Genomic DNA, 20,661 nt, shown 5'->3' on the forward strand with positions numbered 1-20,661 from the left:
ACGACCACGCTCGGCGCGCTGCGCTCACCGGTGCTGCTCAGCCGTGAGGTGCTCGCCGGCATCGTCACCACTCTCGCCCTCGTGCCCGAGGTCATCTCGTTCTCGGTGATCGCCGGCGTCGACCCCAAGGTGAGTCTCATCGCCTCGGTCGTGCTGGCCCTCAGCATGTCGGTGCTCGGCGGCCGCCCCGCCATGGTCACCGCCGCCGCGGGCTCGGTCGCGCTCGTGGTGGCACCGCTGGTGAAGGAGCACGGCGTCGAGTACCTCCTGCCGACCGTGCTGCTGGCGGGGATCGTGCAGATCGCGTTCGGCGCGCTCGGCCTGGCGAGGCTCGCCCGCTTCATCCCGCGCAGCGTCATGCTCGGGTTCGTGAACGGGCTCGGCGTCCTGATCTTCGTTGCGCAGGTGCCGCACCTCATCGACGTGCCGTGGGCGGTGTACCCGCTGTTCGCGCTCACCGTCGTGATCGTGCTCGTGCTGCCCCGGTTCACCCGGGCGGTGCCGGCGCCCCTGGTGGCGATCGTGGTGGTCACGGCGATCGTGATGATCGCCGGCATCGGCGTGCCGAACGTGGGCGACGAGGGAGAGATCGGGGGAGCGCTGCCCGGTCTCACGCCCTTCCTCGCGCCGCTCACCCTCGACACGCTGGCGCTGATCTGGCCCACCGCGCTGAGTGTCGCCTTCGTCGGTCTACTCGAGACACTCCTCACCGCCAAGCTGGTCGACGACATCACCGACACCCGGTCGCACAAGAACCGCGAGTCGTGGGCGCTCGGCGTGGCGAACATCCTGGCCGGGTTCTACGGCGGCATCGCCGGGTGCGCCATGATCGGCCAGACCGTCGTGAACGTGAAGATGGGGCGTGCCCGCACCCGCATCTCCACCTTCGTCGCCGGCCTCGTGCTGCTGCTGTTCGTCACGCTGCTGAGCGACGTGATGGCGCAGATCCCCATGGCTGCCCTCGCCGCCGTGATGATGGTGGTGGCCGTCACCACGGTCGACTGGCACAGCGTTCGGCCGAAGACGCTTCGGCGCATGCCGGTTCCCGAGACGCTCGTGATGGCGGTGACCATCGCCGTCGTGGTCGCCACGGGCAACCTCGCGGTGGGCATCGTGGTGGGCGTGGTGCTCGCGATGGTGCTCTTCGCGAGGCGGGTGGCGCACGTCATCACCGTCGACCGGGTCGTGGCGGGTGAGGGGCAGGAGGCGCAGGTCACCTACGCGGTGCACGGACCGCTCTTCTTCGGCAGCAGCAACGACCTGGTGGAGCGCTTCTCCTACGCCGACGACCCGCCGCGCGCGCTGATCGACTTCTCCGACTCGCAGATCTGGGACGCCTCGAGCGTCGCCGCCCTCGACGCCGTGGTGACGAAGTTCGCCCAGCACGGCGTGGAGGCGAGCATCGTCGGCCTCGACGCACGCTCCACCGCCTTCCACGGCCGGCTCTCCGGCCACCTGGGCTGAACGGAGGGTGTCTCCCCGAGTTCACGGCGGGGTCGTCTAGCCTGGCTGGTGTGACGATCGAGCTCCGCCGCCGCACCCCCACGGCGGCGAGGCGATCGCGCGTGCTGGTGGGGGTGCTCGCGGGAGCCGCGCTGGTGGGGCTGCTCCTGGTGCTGAGGACGGTGACGGCCGGGCCCGGCGGAGCAGGGCTGCCCGACCGCGTGAGCGACTTCGTCACGCTCTCGGTGAGCGTGGTGATCGAGTCGCTGCCGTTCGTGTTCCTCGGCATCCTCATCTCGGCCGTGGTGCGGTTCTGGGTGCCCGACCGGTGGTTGCAGCGGGTGATGCCGCGCACGCCGTGGCTGCGACGAGTGACCATCTCGCTGGTCGGAGTGCTGCTGCCCGTGTGCGAGTGCGGCAACGTGCCGCTCGCGCGTGGTTTCCTGATGAAGGGCTTCAGCGTGCCCGAGGCCATGACGTTCATCCTGGCCGCCCCCATCCTCAACCCCGTCACCATCGTCACGACCTACCAGGCGTTCGGGTGGGACGACGGCATCCTGGCGGGCCGCATCATCGGCGGGTTCGTCATCGCGAACCTCGTCGGCTGGCTGTTCAGCCGGCACCCGCAGCCGTGGTCGCTGCTCACACCGTCGTTCGAGGCCGCCTGCCGGGCCGAGGCGGGGCACGACGCGCCCGCCGGCCAGCGCGTGCGCCTGCGGCGGGCCGTCGTGGCCTTCGCCGAGGAGACCTCCACCATGCTGCCCGCCCTCGTGGTGGGCTCGGCGATCGCCGGGGCCATCCAGGTGGGCATCTCGCGCGACGTGCTGGTGGCGCTCGGCGGCAACCCGGTCTGGTCGGTGCTGGCGCTCATGGCGCTGGCCTTCGTGATCGCCATCTGCTCCAACGTCGACGCCTTCTTCGTGCTCGCCTTCGGGTCGACGTTCCTCCCCGGCGGGGTGGTCGCCTTCCTCGTGTTCGGGGCGATGATCGACATCAAGATGCTCACGCTGCTGCGCACCACCTTCACCACGAAGGCCCTGGCGCTGCTCGTGACCGTGGTGGCCCTGGCGAGCATCGCACTCGGATTCGGGGTGAACCTCCTTGCCTGAACGTTCCCGATGGCGCACGGCCCTGGCCGCGCTGCAGAACCGGTGGCGCGGGGTGCTGCTCTCGCTCGTGGGCGTCGTGGCCATCGTGTGGCTGGCGCTCACCGGGCAACTCGGTCTCTACATCCACCCCCGCTACTTCGAGTTCACGATCGTGATGGCGGTGATCGCCGGGATGGCGGTGGTCGCCGCGTTCGCCGTGGTGCCCGGCGCGGAGCCGGATCACGACCACGACCACGTTCACGGTCATGCTCACGACGATCACGTCGGCGACCCCGGGATCCAGGATGCGCGGGGCGGCGGCTCCGGCACGCGCGCCGTGTGGGCCGTGCTCAGCGTGGTGGTGGTGGCAGCGACCGCGGTGGCCCTGCTCGTCATCCCTCCCGCCACGCTCACGAGCGCCACGGTCGCCCAGCGCGACCTCAACGCCTCCGCCGCCGTCGCCGAGGAGGCCCCGGAGCTCGTGGGCACCGACACCGCCGGTTTCACCGTGAAGGACTGGGCGTCGCTCCTGCGGCAGGGCGCCGGCGAGGAGTACTTCGCCGGCAAGACGGCCGACATCACCGGTTTCGTCACCCCCGACGCCGACGACCCCGAGAACGTGTTCTACATCGCGCGTTTCGTCGTGACCTGCTGCGCGGTCGACGCCCAGCCCGTGGGGGTGCCCGTCTACCTCCCCGGGTGGCAGCACGACTACGCGATCGACAGCTGGGTGTCGGCGACGGGTGGATTCGGCCCCAACCCGAGCGGCACCAGCGCCCAGGCGATCGTGTTCGAGCCCGCGGAGTTGACCGCGGTCGACCAGCCGGCGGAGCCCTATGTCTACTGAGCACACCTTCCGTCGCGCGAGCGTCGTGACGATCATCGTGCTGGTCGTGCTCTCGATCGGGCTGGGAGCCGCCGCCGTGCTGCGCGGCCCGGTGCTCTCCTCCGCCTCGGTCAATCTCGGCGCCACCGTCTCGCGTGACGGCTCGCGGCTCGTGCTGCACGCCGACCAGGCCCTTGCCGCCCTCGACCCCGGCCAGGTCGCGCTCACTCCGGACGCTCCGTTCACGGTCACCGCGGCGGGCACCGACATCACGCTCGCCTTCGACGGCATGCTCGACTACGACACCGACTACCGCGTGGTCGTGCGAGACGCCGAGGGGGAGGGGACCGGCATCTCGTCGACGCTCACCCACGACTTCCGCACCCCCGACGTGCCGGTCTACACCCTCCTGCGCGGCGGCGGGCTGGGCGACGGCAGCACGCCTCTCGTGCGCGACGACGACCGCATCATCCGCTCGACGCTGGCCGGCGGAGCGGAGGCGACCTCGACCGTCGCCTTCCAGGCCCCGCGCATCCAGCAGTTCGCCGTGGTCGACGGGGCGCTCGCCGTGGTGGAGCTGGGCGAGGACGGATCGGACTCGCTCACGCTCGCCCTCGACGGAGGCACGCCCTACACGGTGCACACCCCCTCGGGCGGGCGGCTGCAGAACCTGCGCTCCTCCGCGTCGGCGAGACTGTTCGGCTTCACCGTGAGCGGGGGCACGGATGCGGAGGGCCGCGACTACCAGAACGCCCTGTTCGTGCTCGATCCGCTCGGCACCTCGGGGCGGGCCGAAGAGGTGACCGGGTTCGGCGGCGAGTCGCTGCGGGTGGTCGACTGGGAGTTCGTGCCCGGAACGTCGTCGCTCGTGGCGCAGGGCGTCGACCAGCAGCTCTACCTCATCGACCCCCTCTCGGGCGGCGAGCCCACACCGCTCGGCCGTCACGCCGAACTGCGCGGGTTCCTGCCCGGAGGAGCAGCACTGGTCGTGGCCGACGGGGAGACGGTGTCGCAGATCGACCTCACCACGGGCGCCGTGTCGCCCCTCGCGCAACCGGCCCCCGACGTCGACCCGGCGCTGTACCCCAAGACGATCGTCACGGCGGCCGACGGGGTGGTGCTGCGGCAGTACGACGAGGTCGACTATGCCTCCGACGTGCCGGTGACGGGGTCGCGGATCGTCGTCGCCGACGCCGCGGGCACCCGGGAGCTCTACACCACGGCGACACCTGGGTCGCGGGTGCGCGACTTCTGCCTCTCGCCCAACGGGCAGTACATCGCGGTGGAGACCGTCGGTGCGGGGGCGCTCACCGACGGATATCCCCTGCCGGGGTACTCCGAGGTGAGCACCTCGTTCGTCGACGTGTCCACCGGGCTCAGCACGCGGAGCGTTCCCGGGTTCCTGCCCGACTGGTGCAGCTGAGGCCGCGGGTCGCGGGCACCGCTCAGCTTGGGTGCCTAGGGTGGGCGGCATGAGCGAGGAGAAGACCGGAGCCGGGCAGCAGCCGACGGTCGGGGCCGCCGCCAAAGACCTGGGCCTCGCGCTCGGTCGTGCCGCCGGCCGCACCGCGGGCCGGGCCGCGCGGGGAACCAGGGAGAGCATTCGCAGGAACCCCACCGCAGACCGCGTCTACCGCGCGGGGGTCGGGGTCGTGGGCACGGGGACGGTTGCGCTCGGCGTCGTCATGATCCCGCTGCCCGGGCCGGGAGCGCTCGTGGCGCTCGGTGGGCTCGGCATCCTCTCCAGCGAGTTCGAGGGGGCGAAACGCGCCCGGGTGAAGGCGGAGGGTGTGGCGAAGTCGGCCCTCGCGAAGGCCGGCGAGGTGCGGGATCGGCGACGGGCCGCTCGCGCCGCGCGTCCTGCATCCTGAACTTCGGGCTGTGCCTGAGGCTCAGCTCTGCGAGTCGTTCGGGGGCCCTTCGTCCGGCTGCAGGTCGTCCGGGCGCGGCTCGGCCGGGAGCACGTGCTCGAGGTAGCCGCCGTCGGAGGCGTGCACCCGCCAACCGCTCGAGCTCAGCCGCGGGTTGAGGCCGCGGCGGCGCCAGTGCACGTCGAAGAGCACCGCCCCCGTCACCATCCGCGTGACCGACTCGTCGTCGGCGTCGGAGAGCGCCATCGCGCGCGGGTCCATGTCCACGATCTGGGCGTCTTTGAAGGCGTCCTCGTCGTCGACGTCGATCTCCAGTTCGATCACGATCCGGTGCACGGTCATGCAGCGAGGCTACCGCGACCGCTCCGCCGCGGCGTACAGTCGGGCCAGGCAGCCGCGCGCGCCGCGGCCCGGACGAAGGAGTCGCCATGTGCCGCTGGATCGCCTACGCCGGTGAACCCCTGCATCCCTCCACCCTGGTCGTCGACACCCCGCACTCGCTGGTGGCCCAGTCGCTCGCCTCGGAGCTCGGCAAGGAGACCGTGAACGGCGACGGGTTCGGTCTCGGCTGGTATCCGGCGGGGGCCGTGCCCGGGTCGGCGCCCGTGCTGTTCCGGAGCGTCGAGCCCGCCTGGCACGACGAGAACCTGCGCGAGATCGCCCGCGCCGTGGAGAGCCCGCTGTTCTTCGCACACGTGCGTGCGGCCAGTGGGCCGCCGATCCAGCAGAGCAACTGCCATCCGTTCCGGCACGACAACTGGCTGTTCATGCACAACGGCTCGCTGAGGGGCTTCACGGCGATGCGGCGCGAGATCATGCTCGCGATCGAACCGTCCCTGTTCCCGTCGGTGCGGGGCACGACCGACTCGGAGGCGCTGTTCCACCTCGCGCTCTCGCGAGGCCTGGCGCACGACCCGGTGGCGGCGATGGCGGCGGCGCTCGGCGAGGTGGAGGCGATCGGTGCGCGGTGCGGAGTCGCGCATCCCGTGCAGGGCACCTTCGCCGTGAGCGACGGCAGCACGCTGTGGGCGTTCCGGTACTCGAGCGAGCACCACTCGCGCACGCTGTTCCACTCGGCCGACATCGAGGTGCTGCAGTCGCTCTATCCCGACGTGTCGCGGTTGCGGGTGTTCGGGCGTGGGGCGCGGGTGGTGGTGTCGGAGCCGCTGAGCGATCTGCCCGGCGCGTTCGTGGAGGTGCCGGAGTCGAGCGTCGTCATCGTGGACGGGACGGAGTGCCGGCAGGAGGTCTTCGTGCCGACGGCGTGAGCGGCCGGATGCAGGCTCAGGCGCCCGGGGCCGGCCCGTCGGTGGGGGTGGCCGAGGCGATGTACTTGTGGATCTTCGCCTCGAGGTCGCGGTCGAAGGAGTCGACCTCCTCGCCGCCGATCGTGTCGCCGTCCGCGTCGCGGTCGGGAGCGTCGTCCGAGGGCCGGGGCTGGTGCGGAGCGTTCATGCCACCAGGATAGCGGGAGGCGGCGGGTCGGCTCAGCCGGGCAGCTGCTGCAGGAACGCGACCACGTCGGCGAGCTCGTCGGGGTTGATGCCGTGACCGAGGCCCGGGTAGCGGCGTTCGGTGAGGGTGCTGTGGCCGGGGAGCCACGCCTCGGTGCGCGCCACGGCATCGGGGGCGATGACGGTGTCGGCGGTTCCGCGCCCGCTGAACACGGGCGGGCGCTCCGCAGCCAGGGCGGCATCGCCCGGCAGTTCGGCGTCGAGCACGAACCCGCCCAGCACCACGGCGGCTTCCACCCGGCGGGGTGCGGCCCTGAGCAGCTGCGAGGCCATCAGCCCGCCCTGCGAGAAGCCGAGCGCGACCACGCGGGAGGTCGCGGGCAGCGACGCGGCGATCCAGTCCGAGACGGCGTCGGTCGCGTCGATCACGGTCTGGGGGTCGGGCCGGCCGGGGGTGGTGATCGGGAACCACGCGAAGGCGGGGCCGCCCATCGGCAGGGGGGCGCGGAGGCTCGCCCAGGCCCAGCCCGCGGGGAGTGCGGGCGCGAGGCCGGCGAGATCGGCCTCGTTCGAACCGAAGCCGTGCATCATGACCACCACCGGAGCGTCTCCTGGGGTCCCTTCGCCCCACGAGGTGAGCGCGTGCGAGACGGCGAGTGCGGCCATGGGTCCTCCGATTGTTGTACCGACAACCAATACTAGTGGTCGGTCACGGACGCATCGACGCTTCGACCCGGCTCAGCCGCGGGAGGTGGTGGTGTGCGGGGAGGGGAGGGTGCCGCCGAGGAGCTGTTGCACGGTGACGAGGGTGAAGCCGCGGCCCTGGAGGCCGTCGACGATGGCCGGCGTCATGCGGGCGGTGTTCTCGTGCACGTCGTGGAGCAGAACGATCGCGCCGGGCGACGCCTGGCCGACGGCGCGATCGAGCAGGGTGGCGTCGTCGGGCAGCTGCCAGTCGTTGGTGTCGACCGTCCAGAGGATCGCCGGGAGCGGGGTGAGGTCGAGCACGCGCTGGTCGACCGCGCCGTAGGGCGGCCGGAACGTCGTCGCCGGGCTGCCGACGGCGGCCGCGATGGCCGCGTTCGTGCGCCCGAGCTGGTCGCGCACCTCGTCGTCGGTGAGCTTGGTGAGGTCGGGGTGGTTCCAGGAGTGGTTGCCGATCTCATGGCCCTCGTCGCGCATCCGCTGCAGCGTGCCGGCGCGGCCGCCGACCCGGTATCCCTGCACGAAGAAGGTGGCGGCGGCGCGGCGCGCGTCGAGGGTGTCGAGCACGCCGTCGGTGTACTCGCCCGGCCCGTCGTCGAAGGTGACGGCCACGCACGCGAAGAAGTCGCAGTCCACCTGCTCCCGCCCACGGAACGGCGCCGCGGGCAGGGCGACCGCGGCACCAGAACCGAGGGCCGCCTGCACCTGGAGACCCTGGTCGCCGAGCAGCTGTGCGGTCTCGGCGGCCGGCACGGTCACGACGAAGGGCGACGGATGCGCGACGCCCGCGAGTGCATCCACCTCCGGGGTGCTGAACCCCTCGGGCAGGGTCACGACGAGTGAGCCGTCCGACTGGAAGGCCAGGTGAGAGAAGGAGGCGCGCAGCGCGGCGACATCCAGCGCGGTCGGGTCTTCGGTCGGCTCGGGCCGGAGCGCGCCGGCGGAGATCTTGAGAGCCTGCACCACCCAGCCGTGGAGGACGCGCAGGCCGTCGTCGGTGAGGAAGCCGTCGGAGGTGGTGACGAAGGCGCCGCCGGGTGCATCCGCATCCGTCTGCACGTAGTAGACGGTCGTGTCGTCGGAGGTCGCCTGGCCGTCGACGGCCGTCACGGTGCGGAGCGCCTGTACCACCAGTCCGCCCGCGGCGGCGAGTACCTCGCAGCTGACGGAGAGCACCTGGCTTCCGGGCGCGGCCCCCTGGGGAGTGAGACCGGGGTCGGCCAGCAGTTCGGCGACGGGGCGGGTCGAGCTTCCCGGCAGGCAGCCGCGCTGGTCGGGCGTGATGGCGGGGGCGTCGGCTGAGGGCGTCCACGGCGTTCCGGTCGCGGCGGCATGGGAGGCGATCGCGTCGGCGATCCGGCCCCGCAGCAGGGCCGTGAACGAGGCGTCGCCCGGGATCTCGCCCCACCTCGCCGCCACCGGCGACGCGGGGTCGGCGCTGTAGATCATCCGCACGTCGAAGCCGGCGACCGCGCCGGCGGTGCCCCAGGCCGGGCCGACGGCGGGAGCGGGGGTGTCAGGTGGGGTGGTTCCGTCCGGTTGCGCGGCGGTGTCTCCCACCTGCACCGCGGGCACGGCGGCCGGCGGCGGCGCCCAGTCGGGCGCGGGCGGGATGCTCGCGCACCCGGCGAGCAGTCCGAGCAGCGGCCCGACGGCGGCGAGTGCGAGCGCGCTCCGCCCGGCGCGCCGGCGCCTCACGACGCATCTCCGGGCGCGGCGGCGGGGGAACTCTGCACCGTGGCGAGCAGCGCGGCGGTGACCGTGCGATAGTCGTCGGCGACGTCGGTCGGAACGCGGGCGGTGAGCAGGAGGGCCGGAGCGCTCCCGGTCGTGCCTTCCGCGGGGTCGGCGGCGGCCGGAGTGGCCCACGCCACGACGAGCGTCTCGGTACCCCGCGTCAGCTCCGCGTGATGCACGAGCACGCCGTCCGGGAGCGTCTCGGTGCTCCACCCCGCGGTCTCCCACCTCGCTTGCTCGTCCTCATCCCCGAGTCCGAGTGCCTGCAGCGTGGTGGCCGCGTCGAACGCTCCCGCGGGCGCGAGGCTCAGCTCGGCGCGGTAGGCGCCGTCGGGGGAGACGACGGTGGCGCGGTCGTGGGGGAGGAACGGGCCCACCCCGATCGCCAGCCAGCCGGCGTCGAACTCGAGTGATGCCGAGGCGCCGGTCGTGCCGTCGGTGACCACCACCGTGGTGGTGGCGGTGAACCGCTCGCGCGGCTGCTCGGCGAGTCGGGGTGGCAGCAGCCAGAGTGCGACCGCGGCGGCGGCCCCGAGCATCACCACCACGGCGGCGGCGACGATCACCAGCACGCGCCCACGTCGCCGGGGGCGGGAGAGGCGCTCTCGGGTGCTGGTCATCGGATGCTCGCTCGGCTGGTCGGAGCCCGGCGGCCCGGTCGGGTCGGGGCGGTCAGCGATCAGGATAGGCGACGCGTGTAGAGATCGGGCCGCGCATCGCCCCGCACCCCGGCATCGCCCCGAACTGGGGGTGCGGGCCGTGGGCCGCCGGGCCCGCGCGCCTGCCAGCATTGCAGCGGGCCATGACGCCGGCCCGCCACCCGCACGGCCACCGGCCGAGGAACGACGAGGTCCTTCATGCCCGCCCAGCGCACCGTCCGCATCCGTCTCGCCGGCCTCGCGATCGCAGCCCTCGTGCTCGCCGCCACCGGATGCGCGGCCGACCCGGGCGTGATCACCGCGTCGCCCACGATCGCCGCCTCGCCCACGCCGACGACGTCGCACACCGCCGCAGCTCCGGCCACCGCCGCCGCCACCGCGAGCCCGGCCCCGGTGACCGTCGAGGAGCTCGGGCGCGGCGAGCAGGAGGCCGCCGTCGACGTGGAGGTCACAGGCCCCGCCCAGGTGGCCTTCCGCCGCATCACGATCGCGCCCGGTGCGGGCACCGGGCAGCACTGCCATGACGGCCAGCTCATCGCCGTGGTGGAGCAGGGCGTGTTCACGCACTACGCGCCGATCTACCCGGGTGGCGTGCACGAGTACCAGGCGGGCGACTCGATCGTGGAGGGCGCCCACTACGTGCACGAGGGGCGGAACGAGGGAACCGAAGACGTGGTGCTGCTCGTGAGCTACGTCATCGAGGCCGGCCAGCCGCTCGCGGAGACCGACCTCACGAAGTGCGACGCGCCGTAAGCAGAGAATTGCTCGAAAGCATGAGGTAGAAACGCCACATGCCTATAGGCTGTGTGACGACGGCATCGCGGGGGCGATTCACGAGGAAAGGTCCCCATGCCCCTGCCCAGAAGTCCGTTCGTCACGTCTCCCAGACGTCCTCGCCGCGCTCGTTCGGGCGTGCTCGCCGCCTCGACCGTGGTGGTCGCGGTCGCGATCGCCGCCGCGGCTCCGGCCGCCGCCACCGCCGCGCCTCTGCCGGCCTCCGCGCCCGCCGTGTCCGCCGGCTCCCTCGCCGACCCTCTCGCCGTGCTCGGCGCCATCGCCCCCGAGCTCCTCGACGACACGCGCATCCCCGCCGGTGCAGGCACCCGGGCCGACCTGCGGGCGGCGGGTGCGGGCACCGCGTTCGACGTCGAGATCCCCGCCGACCCGTCCTCAGCGCTCTCGCTCACGCCCACCGAGACCGAGGGCTCCGGTCTGCCGGTGGCCATCACGATCGGCGGCGCCGAAGGGCAGGCCAAGAATCACGGCGGCATCACCGCGTACTCCGGCGGGCACGACTCGGCGGCCTACGTGCAACCGGTCGAGAACGGCGTGCGCCTGCTCACCGCGCTCGCGAGCCCCGCCGCCGGTTCCGACTTCTCGTACGACTTCGCCCTCCCCGACGGTGCCTACCCCACCGAGCTGCCCACGGGGGAGACCCTCCTCTCCGACGCCGCGCACCACTACATCGGCACCCTCGAGGCGCCCTGGGCGCGGGATGCCACCGGCCGCGAGCTCGCCACGAGCTACAGCTGGAGCGGGCACACCCTCATCCAGCACGTGGAACTCGCCGCCGACACCGCCTTCCCCGTGCTGCTCGACCCCCTGTGGCTCTACAGCTACGACTTCTCCACCACGAGCACCGGATGGGCGGTGAACCACCCGAAGGCCACCGAGGGCTCGGTGTCGCGCCTGCTGCACGGCTGCTTCAACTGCTGGTTCCCCATCTTCGGGGCGCCGCGCAGCTACCCCGCCGACGGGCAGATCCTGCCGCTCAGCATCACCCCGTTCACCTGGTCGCCCACGGCCGCGCCGGTGCGCTCGCAGACGGCGAACGGCGGGGCCCTGCAGTTCGTGGCGCTCGACGGCCATTTCGACGGCGCCGGATCGGTCATCACGTTCTCGTGGTACAACGATCCGAGCGGCTACCTCCACCTCTACGTGCACGCGATGGTGATGAAGGACAACGGCCCCTACCTCAACGTGCTCAACGCACGCGCGGCGGGCGCGAACTGGCTGCTGTACTGGAAGAAGGTCGCCGACAACGCGAACGGCACGAGCGGAGGCGGCGGGGTATGACGAGTGGTCGTGAGCGGCGCGCGGCCCGCCCGCGCCCACCGCTCACGACCGCCCTGCTCGCCCTGCCGGCGGGCGGGCTCGCCACCGCCCTTCTCGCCATCGCGTTCGCGATCGTCGTCTACGGCTCCGACGCCGTGCTCGACCCCGCTTCCGAGGGCGGCACGGGTTCCGCCGGCCTCGTGCTCTACGCCGCGTTCTGGGCCATGGTGCTCGGCTCGCTGATCGGAGTGGGGCTCGGGATGGCCGTCGCGATCGTGGCCGTGGTGTCGTGGGGGCTGCGGGCGCCGCGGTGGGTGGTGGCTTCGGCCTGCGGCGTGGTCGTGACCGTGCTGGCCTTCGTGCTGGTGCCGGAGTCGCTCACCCACGCGCAGTCGTTCACCCTGGCCGCCCTGGGTTCGGCGCACGGGATCGCCGGCGCGATCCTGCTCGCCTGGGCCGGAGAGGCTCGTGCCGGGGCGCGGCTCCGACAGCTCTGATGCGGTGCCGAAGCTGGAAGAACGGCGAACGAACGGCCACACGTAACACCGACGACATGTGAGGCCGGGTAACGTCACGGTATGGAAGGGCGCGCCGACGACGACACGATCACCGCGGAGCTCGGGCGACTGCTCGAGTCGACGGTGCGGCGCCTCGAGGCCGACGGCGCCCGTACCGAGGCGCTCGCGAGCTACCAGAGCCGGCGCCCCATCCTCGGCGTGCGGCGCTCGCCGGTGATGGTGCCGGTCGACCGGGTCTGGCGGCTGGGGGTGCTGCTGCTGGATGCACGGGGCCGGCTGTTCACCATCGGTTCGGTTACCCGCGCGGTCGAACCGGGCCGGGCCACTCACCAGAACCCGCGCGCCGAGGAGCGCCGCGACCATCGGCGGGCCGCCTATCAGGGCAAGTTCGCCGAGGGCGACACCGTGAACTGGGACGCCCAGGAGGTCGAGCTCGACGAGGCCGCGCTCCGCGCCGGCGACGGGGTCGTCGCCCTGCGTGACGGCGTGCTCTCCGTGCGCTGGAGTAAACAGGCGGGGCCCGACGGCTACACGGCCCTGGCGCCCTATCTCGACGAACGGGCCGCGCTGCTCACGGCGCCGCTGCCCTGAGCGCGACGGGGGCGCCGCCGCTCGAGCCGGCCACCGACCGCATCGCCTCCCGCCTCGTCGACCGTCCGTCCTGACCTCCCGCACCGTCCGCATCCGGCCCCACCCCGCACCGCCCGACCGTCTCGACCCGAACCGAAGGAGCACCGTGAACCACCCGCACGCCGCACCACCGCAGCCGTTCGCCGACCGGTCACCCGCCGTTCACACACCGGCCGCATCCGGAACCTACTCTCCGACGATGCCCCGCTCCCGCCGCTCGCCCCGCCTCACCCGCGGAGGGCGCTCATGATCGAACGGGTCGACCCCTTCATCGGCACCGACGTCACCGAGCTCGCGCCGCAGACCGGGCTCGCCGCCACCTGGTGGTGGCCGAAACCGCAGATCGGCAACACGCATCCGGGTGCGGTGTACCCGCTCGGCATGGTGTCCGCCTGCGCCTACTCGGGCGCCTACCCCACGGGGTACGGGCGCTATGACCTGAGCCTCGAGGGCATCCCCTCGCCGCTCTACGACACCAACCGCGCGAGCGGCTTCTCGCACTTCCAGCAGTCGGGCACCGGCGCCATCCGCAAGTACTACAACTACTTCAGGGTCACCCCCATGGTGGAGCCGCTCGACGTGCTCGGGCGCAGCTGGGACATCGTGGAGGAGGCGGCGGAGCCCGGGTACTACTCGGCCACCCTCGACTCGGGCGTGACCGCCGAGATCACCGTGGGCCCCAAGAGCGCCGTGCACCGCTACACCTTCCCCCGGCACGGCAACGCGCGCGTGGTGATCGACTTCTCGCTCGGCGGTCTCGCCATCCCCTACGGCTCCACCATCCCGCTGCGGGCGCACCTCGAGACGCTCTCGCCGGGAGTCGCCAACGGGACGGTCGTGGCCGAGGGGGCGCCCATCTCGGTGCACATCGAGGCCGACACCCCGCAGTGGCGGCAGATGCTCTGGTACGATCGTCGGCTCATGCCGGGCGGGACGCGGCTCGACTTCGACCACATCCGCCCCACCACGCTGCGCAACTTCGGTCTGATGTGGGCAGGCCCGAGCGAGCCGGGGCAGACCATCGAGCTGCGCATCGGCTTCTCGTTCCGCGGCGTGGAGCAGGCCGAGAAGAACCTCAGGCACGACTGCGGCCCCGGCCCCGCCCGCTTCGAGGCGCGGCGTGAGCGCACCCAGAAGACCTGGCGCAAACAGCTCAAGACCATCGCGGTCGACACCCCGAGCCCGGCCCGTCGCACCGTGTTCTCGACCGCGCTCTACCACTCGCTCGTCAAGCCGAGCTTCGCGGCCGACGAGAGCCCGTTCTGGCCCGCCGACGGCCCCTTCGCCTTCGACATCTCGACCATGTGGGACATCTACCGCACCCAGCTGCCGCTGCTCACCGCGCTCTTCCCCGAGAAGGCGGTCGAGCTGGCCAACGCGCTGCTCACCATCTGCGAGGAGGAGGGCAACTTCCCCATCGGGTACCGGCTCGCCCGCGGCGGCGACCGTTTCTCGCGGCAGGGCAGCGCGCTCGCACACACCTTCCTGGCCGACCTCTGCCAGCTCGGCGTGCCGGGCATCGACTGGGACTGGGCGCTCGTGCACATGAGCGACGACCTGCGCCGCACCTACGGCGAGGAGTACCTGCTGCGCGGCGAGGCGCATCCGATCAGCCACACCCTCGACCTCGCCTTCGGCTACTGGTGCACCGCGAAGGTCGCCCGGCACGTGGGCGACCGGGCGCTCGCCGCGCAGTTCGAGGAGCTCGCGGAGCGCTGGGTGAACGCCTACGACCCCGAGTCGGGCCTGCTCAAGGACAGCACCTACTACGAGGGCAGCCGCTACAACTACTCGTTCCGCCTGCAGCACGACATGGAGGGCCGCATCGCGGTGAGCGGTGGGCGCGAGCGCTTTCTCGAGCAGCTCGACGCCTTCTTCGGCTACGGGGCGGATGCGGTGGTGCAGCCTGGCAACAAGCCGGGCGCCGCCGAGTTGCTGGCCGGGTACAAGCTCGGCCGCTTCGAGGGGCTCAACAACGAGCCCGACATGGATGCGCCGTGGGCCTACCACTACGCCGGCCGGCCCGACCGCACGGCCGAGATCGTGCACAACGTGGTGCACCAGCAGTTCGGCACGGGGCGGGGCGGGCTGCCCGGCAACGACGACTCGGGCGGGCTGAGCTCGTGGTACGTGTGGGCGTCGCTCGGGCTGTTCCCGGTGGCGGGGCAGAACATCTACCTCGTGAACGCGCCGTCGTTCCGAGAGGCGACGATCGCCGTGGCCGGGGGAGAGTTCTCGATCCGCACCGCCGGGTTCGTCGAGCCCGAGGCCGGCGGGCCCGTGCAGTACGTGCAGTCGGTCACGCTCGACGGGCGTCCTCTGTCGCGCACGTGGATCACGGGCGAGGAGTTCCACGAGGGCGGGTCGCTCGTGGTGACGCTGGGGCCCGCGCCGAGCGCGTGGGGAACCGACGCCGCCGCAGTGCCGCCGTCGAGCCGGCCGACCATCGCGCCGGAGCCTACGACCGCGATCGTGCCCGAGGGGGCGGAGGGGACGGCCGGGATCGCACCGGCCGCGCACGACGCGGTGATCGACGCGGCCACCGGGCCGATCGACCTCGCGGCGGTCGCCGAACTGCGGGCGGCGGAGGTCGCCGCGGCCGACGCCGACGCCGACGCCCTCGCCGAAGAGGCGCTCGAGTCGGAACTCGACATCGAGCTCGACGTCGAGCCGGGCGACGACGCCGACCCCCACGAAGACCACCCGGCCATCGTCACCGACGTCGCGCATCCGCTGCGTGTCGTGCCCGACCCGGCGGACCCCTCAGACCAGAGCACCACCCGCACCACCCCCACCAACGCCCGCCCCGACGGAGGCGACCCGCCTCCCGCGAGAGGAGCCACCCCATGACCGAGATCCGCAACCGCCTGGTCATCGTCGTCCGAGCCGATCCGGTGATCTGCGGCCACTCCGTGGAGGGCCGCAACCTCGCCGAGACCGCGCTCACCCGCGGCTTCGACGAGGTGCGCATCGTCACCTGGCCGATCGAGCGGCTCGAGGCCGCGGGTCTGCCGCTGAAGCCGCTCGACTCGGTGCTGCCGTACAGCCCCGGAATCATCGTCGAGCGGCCCGCCCCCGTGGGCGACTACAAGGTGCCCGACGGGCGCTACCTGGCCGGCATCACCGGCCGCCTCGTCGAGCTGTTCACCGACGGCGTGCCCACTGTGGCGCTCTCGCTCTACCTCAGCCCGCACACCATCGCGGTGGCCGACGCCGTGCGTGCGGCGTGGGGCACGGGCCTGCCCGTGAACGTGACCACCATCGCCGAGGCGGTGGGCTCCGACGTCACGAACGTGGTGCGCACCGCGGTGGAGGAGGGGCGGCTGGGAGCCGCCGCGCACATCCTCTCGTCGTACCTCTCGCAAGACCACTGCGTGGCCGTGTCGGAGTACACCCGCGACCTCATCATCAGCGAGGCCGCGCGGGTCGACGAGCAGCACGGCACGCGGTTCGCCGACCAGTGCCGTGAGCGCATCGTGGTGTCGTACCCCGCGATCGACGCGGCGCAGTACCTCGACCTCGACCCCGCCGCCAAGGCCGCCGAGCTGTCGTCGCGCGGGCTCGTCGACGACGGGTACCTGTTCTTCCTCTCGCGGCTCACGGATGCGAAGGGGGTCGACGACCTCATCGCCGGGTTCGAGCGCAGCGAGGTGGGGCGCAGCACCGAGCTGCCGCTCGTGATCGCGGGGCGCGGGCCGCAGGCGTCGCAGCTGAAGGAACTGGCGGCCGCTTCGCCGCTGGCGCACCGCATCCGTTTCCTCGAAGACGTGGGCGACGCTGAGAAGCCCTACTTGATGAACGGGTGCACGGCGTTCGTGCTGCCGTCGAAGCCGCGGCCGGAGTTCGTGGAGACCTTCGGCATCGCGCTCGCGGAGAAGATGCTCGCGGGCGGCGGGCCGGTGATCACCACGCTCACCGGCGGAATCGGCGAGGCGATCGGCGACCACGCGATCGTGGTGCCGGTGAACGACCCCGACGCGATCGCGGCGGCCATCGACCGCGCCGTGCTGCACACCACGCCCGAGCAGCGGCTGGAGTGGGCCGACGAGGCGCGCGCGTTCGCGCTGCAGTTCGACCGGCACCACGTGTTCGACAAGCTGTTCGACCGCTTCCCCCGCTCCGTCGCCGTCTGAGGCGACGTGGGCACGGCGGACGGGCGTGGGTAGGGTGAGGGCATGATCCCGACGGAGGCGACAGAGCGGCACCGGGCGATCGCGGGGCGGTTCGCCGAGCTGACGCGTGGCGTGGCCGACACCGGGTGGGACGCGCCCAGCCCGGTGGAGGAGTGGGCGGCGCGCGATGTCGTGCGGCACCTAGTGACCTGGCTGCCCGGCTTGCTCGCGGGCGGGAGCGACGTGGTGCTGCTCGCGGGTCCGTCGGTCGACGACGACCCCGTCGAGGCCTGGCGGGTGCACGCCGAGGCGGTGCAGGCGGTGCTCGACGACCCGGTCGCCGCCTACGCCCCCTTCAGCAACCCGCACACGGGGGAGATGCCGGTCGCGCAGGCGATCGACCGCTTCTACACGACCGACGTGTTCCTGCACAGTTGGGACTTCGCCACCGCCACCGGGCAGACCCCCGCGCTCGACGGGGACGAGTGCCGCCGCCTGTTCGAGGGCATGGAACCCCTCGACGCGATGCTGCGCGCCTCCGGCCAGTATGGTCCGCGCGTCGACGTGTCACCCGACGCGCCCCCGCAAGACCGCCTCATCGCCTTCATCGGCCGCAACCCCGCCTGGCAGCGCCCGATGGCTTGACTAATACGGAGCCGTCCCCTCCTCCACAACGCCACGCCCAGCGTCGACTCTCCACAATTCACTCACTCGCGAGAGCGGTTCGCGCGGATATTCCTAGCCTCGGTGCATGACGCATGACTCCTCCGAGCCGCCACCGCTCACCTTCGCCGAACCCGGATCGACCTGGGCGGCGCTCGCCGCGCGCTTTCCGGCGACGGGCAACTGGCCGATCCATGTCGGCGGCGGCCATCGAGAGAGACCGTGGGAGCTCGACGACGACACGCGAAACCTGCCTCTGGCGCTGATCAAAGTCGACGACCCAGCGGATTGCCTGGCCGAACTCGGCTGGTCGGGTGCGATCAACGCCGGGATGCTCGGGGTCGACGCTCGTGTCGTGCTGAAGTCGTGGCAGTCGCGCTTCGGTGCGTACGTGCACTCCACCTCTGGTGGCTCGCTGTCGGTGAGGGTGACGCGACCGCCTCGCACCATCGCCGAAGCCCGGCTCGTGGCGCGGGAGCATTTCCACTTCTGTCGCTACGACAGTCAGTTTCACGGCATGGGCGGGATCGCACCCTCTGTCGCGACGCTCGTGGCGAACCACCAGTGGGATTTCTGGTGGGACTAATGGTTGACCAACTAAACTTGGTCAACATGACCGAGATGGTGAATGTGCAGGACGCCAAGACGAGGATGTCGGAACTGCTAGCTCGCGTGGAGCGTGGCGAAGACTTCATCATCGCGCGCAGTGGCAAGCCCGTCGCCACCCTGAGGGCTGTCGATCCGGCACCACGGCGCGAGCTCGGTTTCGCGCCGGGAGCCGAGCTCCCCGATTCGTTCTGGGAGCCTCTCGACGACGAAGCCCTCGCGGCCTGGAGCCTCTAGTGCGCCTGCTGCTGGACACGCACACGCTCTTCTGGGCGGTGCGCGATCCGACCCGCATCCCCGCGACCGCCACTGCGCTCCTCACCGATCCCGGCAACGAGTTGCTCGTCTCGTCCGTCACTCCGTGGGAGATGGGCATCAAGGTGCGGTCGGGCCGGTTTCCCGAGGCTGCACCGTTCCTCGCCGCACTGCCCCGATACCTCGAGGCGCTGGGTGCCGCGGAGCTACCCATCTCCGTCGAGCACTCGCTGGTGGCGGGCCAGTTCGAGTGGGAGCATCGTGATCCTTTCGACCGGATGCTCGGTGCGCAGGCCATCATCGAGAACGCCGTGCTGGTGTCGGCCGACGCCGTGTTCGCCACCCTGGGTGGGGTGCGACTCGCCTGGCGGTGACCTCGACGCGAGTGGTGCGAGGTGGGCGGGCGGTCAGCCCTCCGGCTGCACGACGGTGGTCGCGAGCGGGATCTCCTTCACGAAGCACAGCAGCAGTGCCGCGGCCAGCATGAGCGGCACCAGCACCAGGTAGACCGGGCTCAGCGCGTTCGAGTACGCGTCCACGATGAAGCTGTGCAGCTCGGCCGGCAGTGCGTTGATGGCCGCCGGCGTGAGTGCGTTCGTGTCTGTCGGCAGTTGACCCGCGGATGCGCCCAGCGACGCCGCGCCCGAGGTGAGCTGGTCGGTGAGCCGGGCCACGAACAGCGACCCCACGATCGCCGAACCGAGCGACGCCCCGATCTCGCGGAAGAAGTTGTTGCCCGCGGTGGCGGTGCCCACCATGGTGTGCGGCACCGAGTTCTGCACGATGAGCACGAGCACCTGCATCGCCAGGCCGATACCGAGCCCGAGGATGGTGAGGTAGCCGAGGATGAGCCAGAGCGGCGTGTCGGCCCGCATGGTGGAGAACAGCACGAGGGCGAGCGCGATGATGAGCGACCCGGTGATGGGCATCCACTTGTAGCGCCCCGTCTTGGTGACGAGGAAGCCGCCGCCGATGGCCGTGACCAGGAGGCCTGCGAGCATCGGCAGCAGCATGAAGCCCGACTGGGTGGCGTTCACGCTGTTCACGATCTGCAGGAAGGTCGGCATGTAGCCGATGGCGCCGAACATGGAGATGCCGATGGCCAGCCCGCCCAGGGTGGTGAGGGTGAAGTTGCGGTTGGCGAATAGCGACATCGGCAGCACCGGCTCCGAGCTGCGGCGCTCGATGAACACGAAGGCCACCGCCGACACGACCGTGACGACGATCATCGTGATGATGACGGGCGAGTCCCAGTCGTACTCGGTGCCGCCCCACGAGGCGGTGAGTACCAGTCCGGCCGCGGCGATGGCGAGCGTGATCATGCCCGCCACGTCGATCTTCGGCCGCACGCTGAGGTCGAGCTTGGGCAGCTTGATGAAGGCGACGGCGGCGATGATGGCCGCGATGCCGAGCGGCACGTTGATCCAGAACGCCAGGCGCCAGCTCAGCACGTCGGTGAACAGGCCGCCGAGCAGCGGCCCCGCGACCGAGGAGAGACCGAAGATCACGCCGATGAAGCCCATGTACTTGCCTCGGTCGCGGGCGGGGATGACGTCGGCGATGATCGCCTGCGAGAGGATCATGAGTCCGCCGCCGCCGAGACCCTGGATGGCGCGGCCCGCGATGAGCCACTCCATCGAGTTCGCGAAGCCGCCGATGACCGATCCGCCCACGAAGATCGACAGGGCGATGACGAACAGCGACTTGCGCCCGATGAGGTCGCCGACCTTGCCGTAGACGGGCATGACGACCGTGGAGGCGAGGATGTAGGCGGTGGCCACCCAGAGCATGTGGTTGACGCCGTCGAGCTCGCCCACGATGGTCGGCAGCGCGGTGCCGAGGATGGTCTGGTCGAGCGCCGAGAGCAGCATCGCCACCATGAGCGCGGCGAAGATGAGGTTGACGCGCCGGGTGGTGAGCACCGGTGGCGCGGTGACGGCGGGGGATGAACCGGTCGGTGTGGAAGACATGGGTGTCCTAGGGAAGTGGGAGTGGTGTGGGGGAGTGGGTCAGGGAGCGACGGGGACGAGGATGGAGGG

General features: G+C 71.7%; 22 protein-coding genes. 16 read left to right on the forward strand and 6 right to left on the reverse strand.

What is annotated here, in order from left to right:
* The first annotated feature begins 30 nt into the window (after nt 1–30).
* From N1031_RS00490 to N1031_RS00510, 5 genes are read left to right on the forward strand one after another with little or no spacing between them, the layout of a single operon-like run.
* The gene (locus N1031_RS00490) at nt 31–1,464 is read left to right on the forward strand and encodes a SulP family inorganic anion transporter (protein WP_259477622.1); all 1,434 of its coding nucleotides are present in this window, start codon (nt 31–33) and stop codon (nt 1,462–1,464) included.
* 50 nt (nt 1,465–1,514) lie between these two features.
* Nucleotides 1,515–2,552 carry a permease gene (locus tag N1031_RS00495; RefSeq protein ID WP_259477623.1) on the forward strand — a complete coding sequence of 346 codons (1,038 nt, stop codon included), beginning with the start codon at nt 1,515–1,517 and terminating at the stop codon, nt 2,550–2,552.
* A complete protein-coding gene (locus N1031_RS00500) occupies nt 2,545–3,378 on the forward strand; it encodes a TIGR03943 family putative permease subunit (protein ID WP_259477624.1) in 834 nt (277 codons plus the stop codon). The genes N1031_RS00495 and N1031_RS00500 overlap by 8 nt, the downstream gene beginning before the upstream one ends.
* On the forward strand, nt 3,368–4,780 hold the full coding sequence (locus N1031_RS00505; protein WP_259477625.1) for a hypothetical protein: 1,413 nt from the start codon (nt 3,368–3,370) through the stop codon (nt 4,778–4,780). The genes N1031_RS00500 and N1031_RS00505 overlap by 11 nt, the downstream gene beginning before the upstream one ends.
* Before the next feature lie 49 nt (nt 4,781–4,829).
* Nucleotides 4,830–5,228: a PGPGW domain-containing protein gene (locus N1031_RS00510; RefSeq protein WP_259477626.1), complete on the forward strand. Its 399-nt coding sequence runs from the start codon at nt 4,830–4,832 to the stop codon at nt 5,226–5,228.
* A 21-nt stretch (nt 5,229–5,249) separates the two neighbouring features.
* Here the strand turns inward: N1031_RS00510 and N1031_RS00515 are convergent, their stop codons facing one another.
* A complete protein-coding gene (locus N1031_RS00515; protein ID WP_259477627.1) occupies nt 5,250–5,570 on the reverse strand; it encodes a hypothetical protein in 321 nt (106 codons plus the stop codon).
* Nucleotides 5,571–5,656: 86 nt separating this feature from the next.
* Here N1031_RS00515 and N1031_RS00520 point away from each other — a divergent pair, with 86 nt between their 5' ends.
* A complete protein-coding gene (locus N1031_RS00520; protein ID WP_259477628.1) occupies nt 5,657–6,496 on the forward strand; it encodes a class II glutamine amidotransferase in 840 nt (279 codons plus the stop codon).
* 16 nt (nt 6,497–6,512) lie between these two features.
* On the opposite strand, the gene N1031_RS00525 is transcribed toward N1031_RS00520, so the two are convergent.
* From N1031_RS00525 to N1031_RS00540, 4 genes are all read right to left on the reverse strand, one after another.
* Nucleotides 6,513–6,683, reverse strand: a complete 171-nt coding sequence (locus N1031_RS00525; RefSeq protein WP_259477629.1) for a hypothetical protein — start codon at nt 6,681–6,683, stop codon at nt 6,513–6,515.
* 32 nt (nt 6,684–6,715) lie between these two features.
* The gene (locus N1031_RS00530; RefSeq protein ID WP_259477630.1) at nt 6,716–7,348 is read right to left on the reverse strand and encodes an alpha/beta hydrolase; all 633 of its coding nucleotides are present in this window, start codon (nt 7,346–7,348) and stop codon (nt 6,716–6,718) included.
* A gap of 72 nt (nt 7,349–7,420) precedes the next feature.
* Nucleotides 7,421–9,085: a polysaccharide deacetylase family protein gene (locus tag N1031_RS00535; protein ID WP_259477631.1), complete on the reverse strand. Its 1,665-nt coding sequence runs from the start codon at nt 9,083–9,085 to the stop codon at nt 7,421–7,423.
* Entirely contained in the window at nt 9,082–9,744 is a 663-nt protein-coding gene (locus N1031_RS00540; protein WP_259477632.1) for a hypothetical protein, read from the reverse strand. The genes N1031_RS00535 and N1031_RS00540 overlap by 4 nt, the downstream gene beginning before the upstream one ends.
* A gap of 237 nt (nt 9,745–9,981) precedes the next feature.
* Here N1031_RS00540 and N1031_RS00545 point away from each other — a divergent pair, with 237 nt between their 5' ends.
* From N1031_RS00545 to N1031_RS00590, 10 genes are all read left to right on the forward strand, one after another.
* Entirely contained in the window at nt 9,982–10,536 is a 555-nt protein-coding gene (locus tag N1031_RS00545; protein WP_259477633.1) for a cupin domain-containing protein, read from the forward strand.
* A 96-nt stretch (nt 10,537–10,632) separates the two neighbouring features.
* The gene (locus N1031_RS00550; protein WP_259477634.1) at nt 10,633–11,859 is read left to right on the forward strand and encodes a hypothetical protein; all 1,227 of its coding nucleotides are present in this window, start codon (nt 10,633–10,635) and stop codon (nt 11,857–11,859) included.
* Nucleotides 11,856–12,335, forward strand: a complete 480-nt coding sequence (locus N1031_RS00555) for a hypothetical protein (RefSeq protein WP_259477635.1) — start codon at nt 11,856–11,858, stop codon at nt 12,333–12,335. Before N1031_RS00550 ends, N1031_RS00555 begins: the two co-directional genes overlap by 4 nt.
* Nucleotides 12,336–12,416: 81 nt before the next feature.
* Nucleotides 12,417–12,947 (forward strand): hypothetical protein, encoded by a 531-nt coding sequence (locus N1031_RS00560; RefSeq protein ID WP_259477636.1) that lies wholly within the window; start codon nt 12,417–12,419, stop codon nt 12,945–12,947.
* Between the two features lie 285 nt (nt 12,948–13,232).
* Nucleotides 13,233–15,836 carry a GH92 family glycosyl hydrolase gene (locus N1031_RS00565; RefSeq protein ID WP_259477637.1) on the forward strand — a complete coding sequence of 868 codons (2,604 nt, stop codon included), beginning with the start codon at nt 13,233–13,235 and terminating at the stop codon, nt 15,834–15,836.
* Nucleotides 15,833–17,119 carry a glycosyltransferase gene (locus N1031_RS00570; protein ID WP_259477638.1) on the forward strand — a complete coding sequence of 429 codons (1,287 nt, stop codon included), beginning with the start codon at nt 15,833–15,835 and terminating at the stop codon, nt 17,117–17,119. The genes N1031_RS00565 and N1031_RS00570 overlap by 4 nt, the downstream gene beginning before the upstream one ends.
* Before the next feature lie 42 nt (nt 17,120–17,161).
* Nucleotides 17,162–17,743 (forward strand): TIGR03086 family metal-binding protein, encoded by a 582-nt coding sequence (locus N1031_RS00575; RefSeq protein WP_259477639.1) that lies wholly within the window; start codon nt 17,162–17,164, stop codon nt 17,741–17,743.
* Nucleotides 17,744–17,849: 106 nt separating this feature from the next.
* Complete coding sequence (locus N1031_RS00580) at nt 17,850–18,347, forward strand: DUF4253 domain-containing protein (RefSeq protein ID WP_259477640.1); 498 nt, start codon at nt 17,850–17,852, stop codon at nt 18,345–18,347.
* A gap of 26 nt (nt 18,348–18,373) precedes the next feature.
* Complete coding sequence (locus N1031_RS00585) at nt 18,374–18,604, forward strand: type II toxin-antitoxin system Phd/YefM family antitoxin (protein WP_259477641.1); 231 nt, start codon at nt 18,374–18,376, stop codon at nt 18,602–18,604.
* The gene (locus N1031_RS00590; protein ID WP_259477642.1) at nt 18,604–18,996 is read left to right on the forward strand and encodes a type II toxin-antitoxin system VapC family toxin; all 393 of its coding nucleotides are present in this window, start codon (nt 18,604–18,606) and stop codon (nt 18,994–18,996) included. Before N1031_RS00585 ends, N1031_RS00590 begins: the two co-directional genes overlap by 1 nt.
* A gap of 33 nt (nt 18,997–19,029) precedes the next feature.
* On the opposite strand, the gene N1031_RS00595 is transcribed toward N1031_RS00590, so the two are convergent.
* Nucleotides 19,030–20,592, reverse strand: coding sequence for an MDR family MFS transporter (locus N1031_RS00595; protein ID WP_259477643.1), 1,563 nt, complete (start codon nt 20,590–20,592; stop codon nt 19,030–19,032).
* Between the last annotated feature and the right edge of the window lie 69 nt (nt 20,593–20,661).

The sequence above is a fragment of the Herbiconiux moechotypicola genome, assembly GCF_024979255.1.
Lineage (GTDB): Bacteria > Actinomycetota > Actinomycetes > Actinomycetales > Microbacteriaceae > Herbiconiux > Herbiconiux moechotypicola.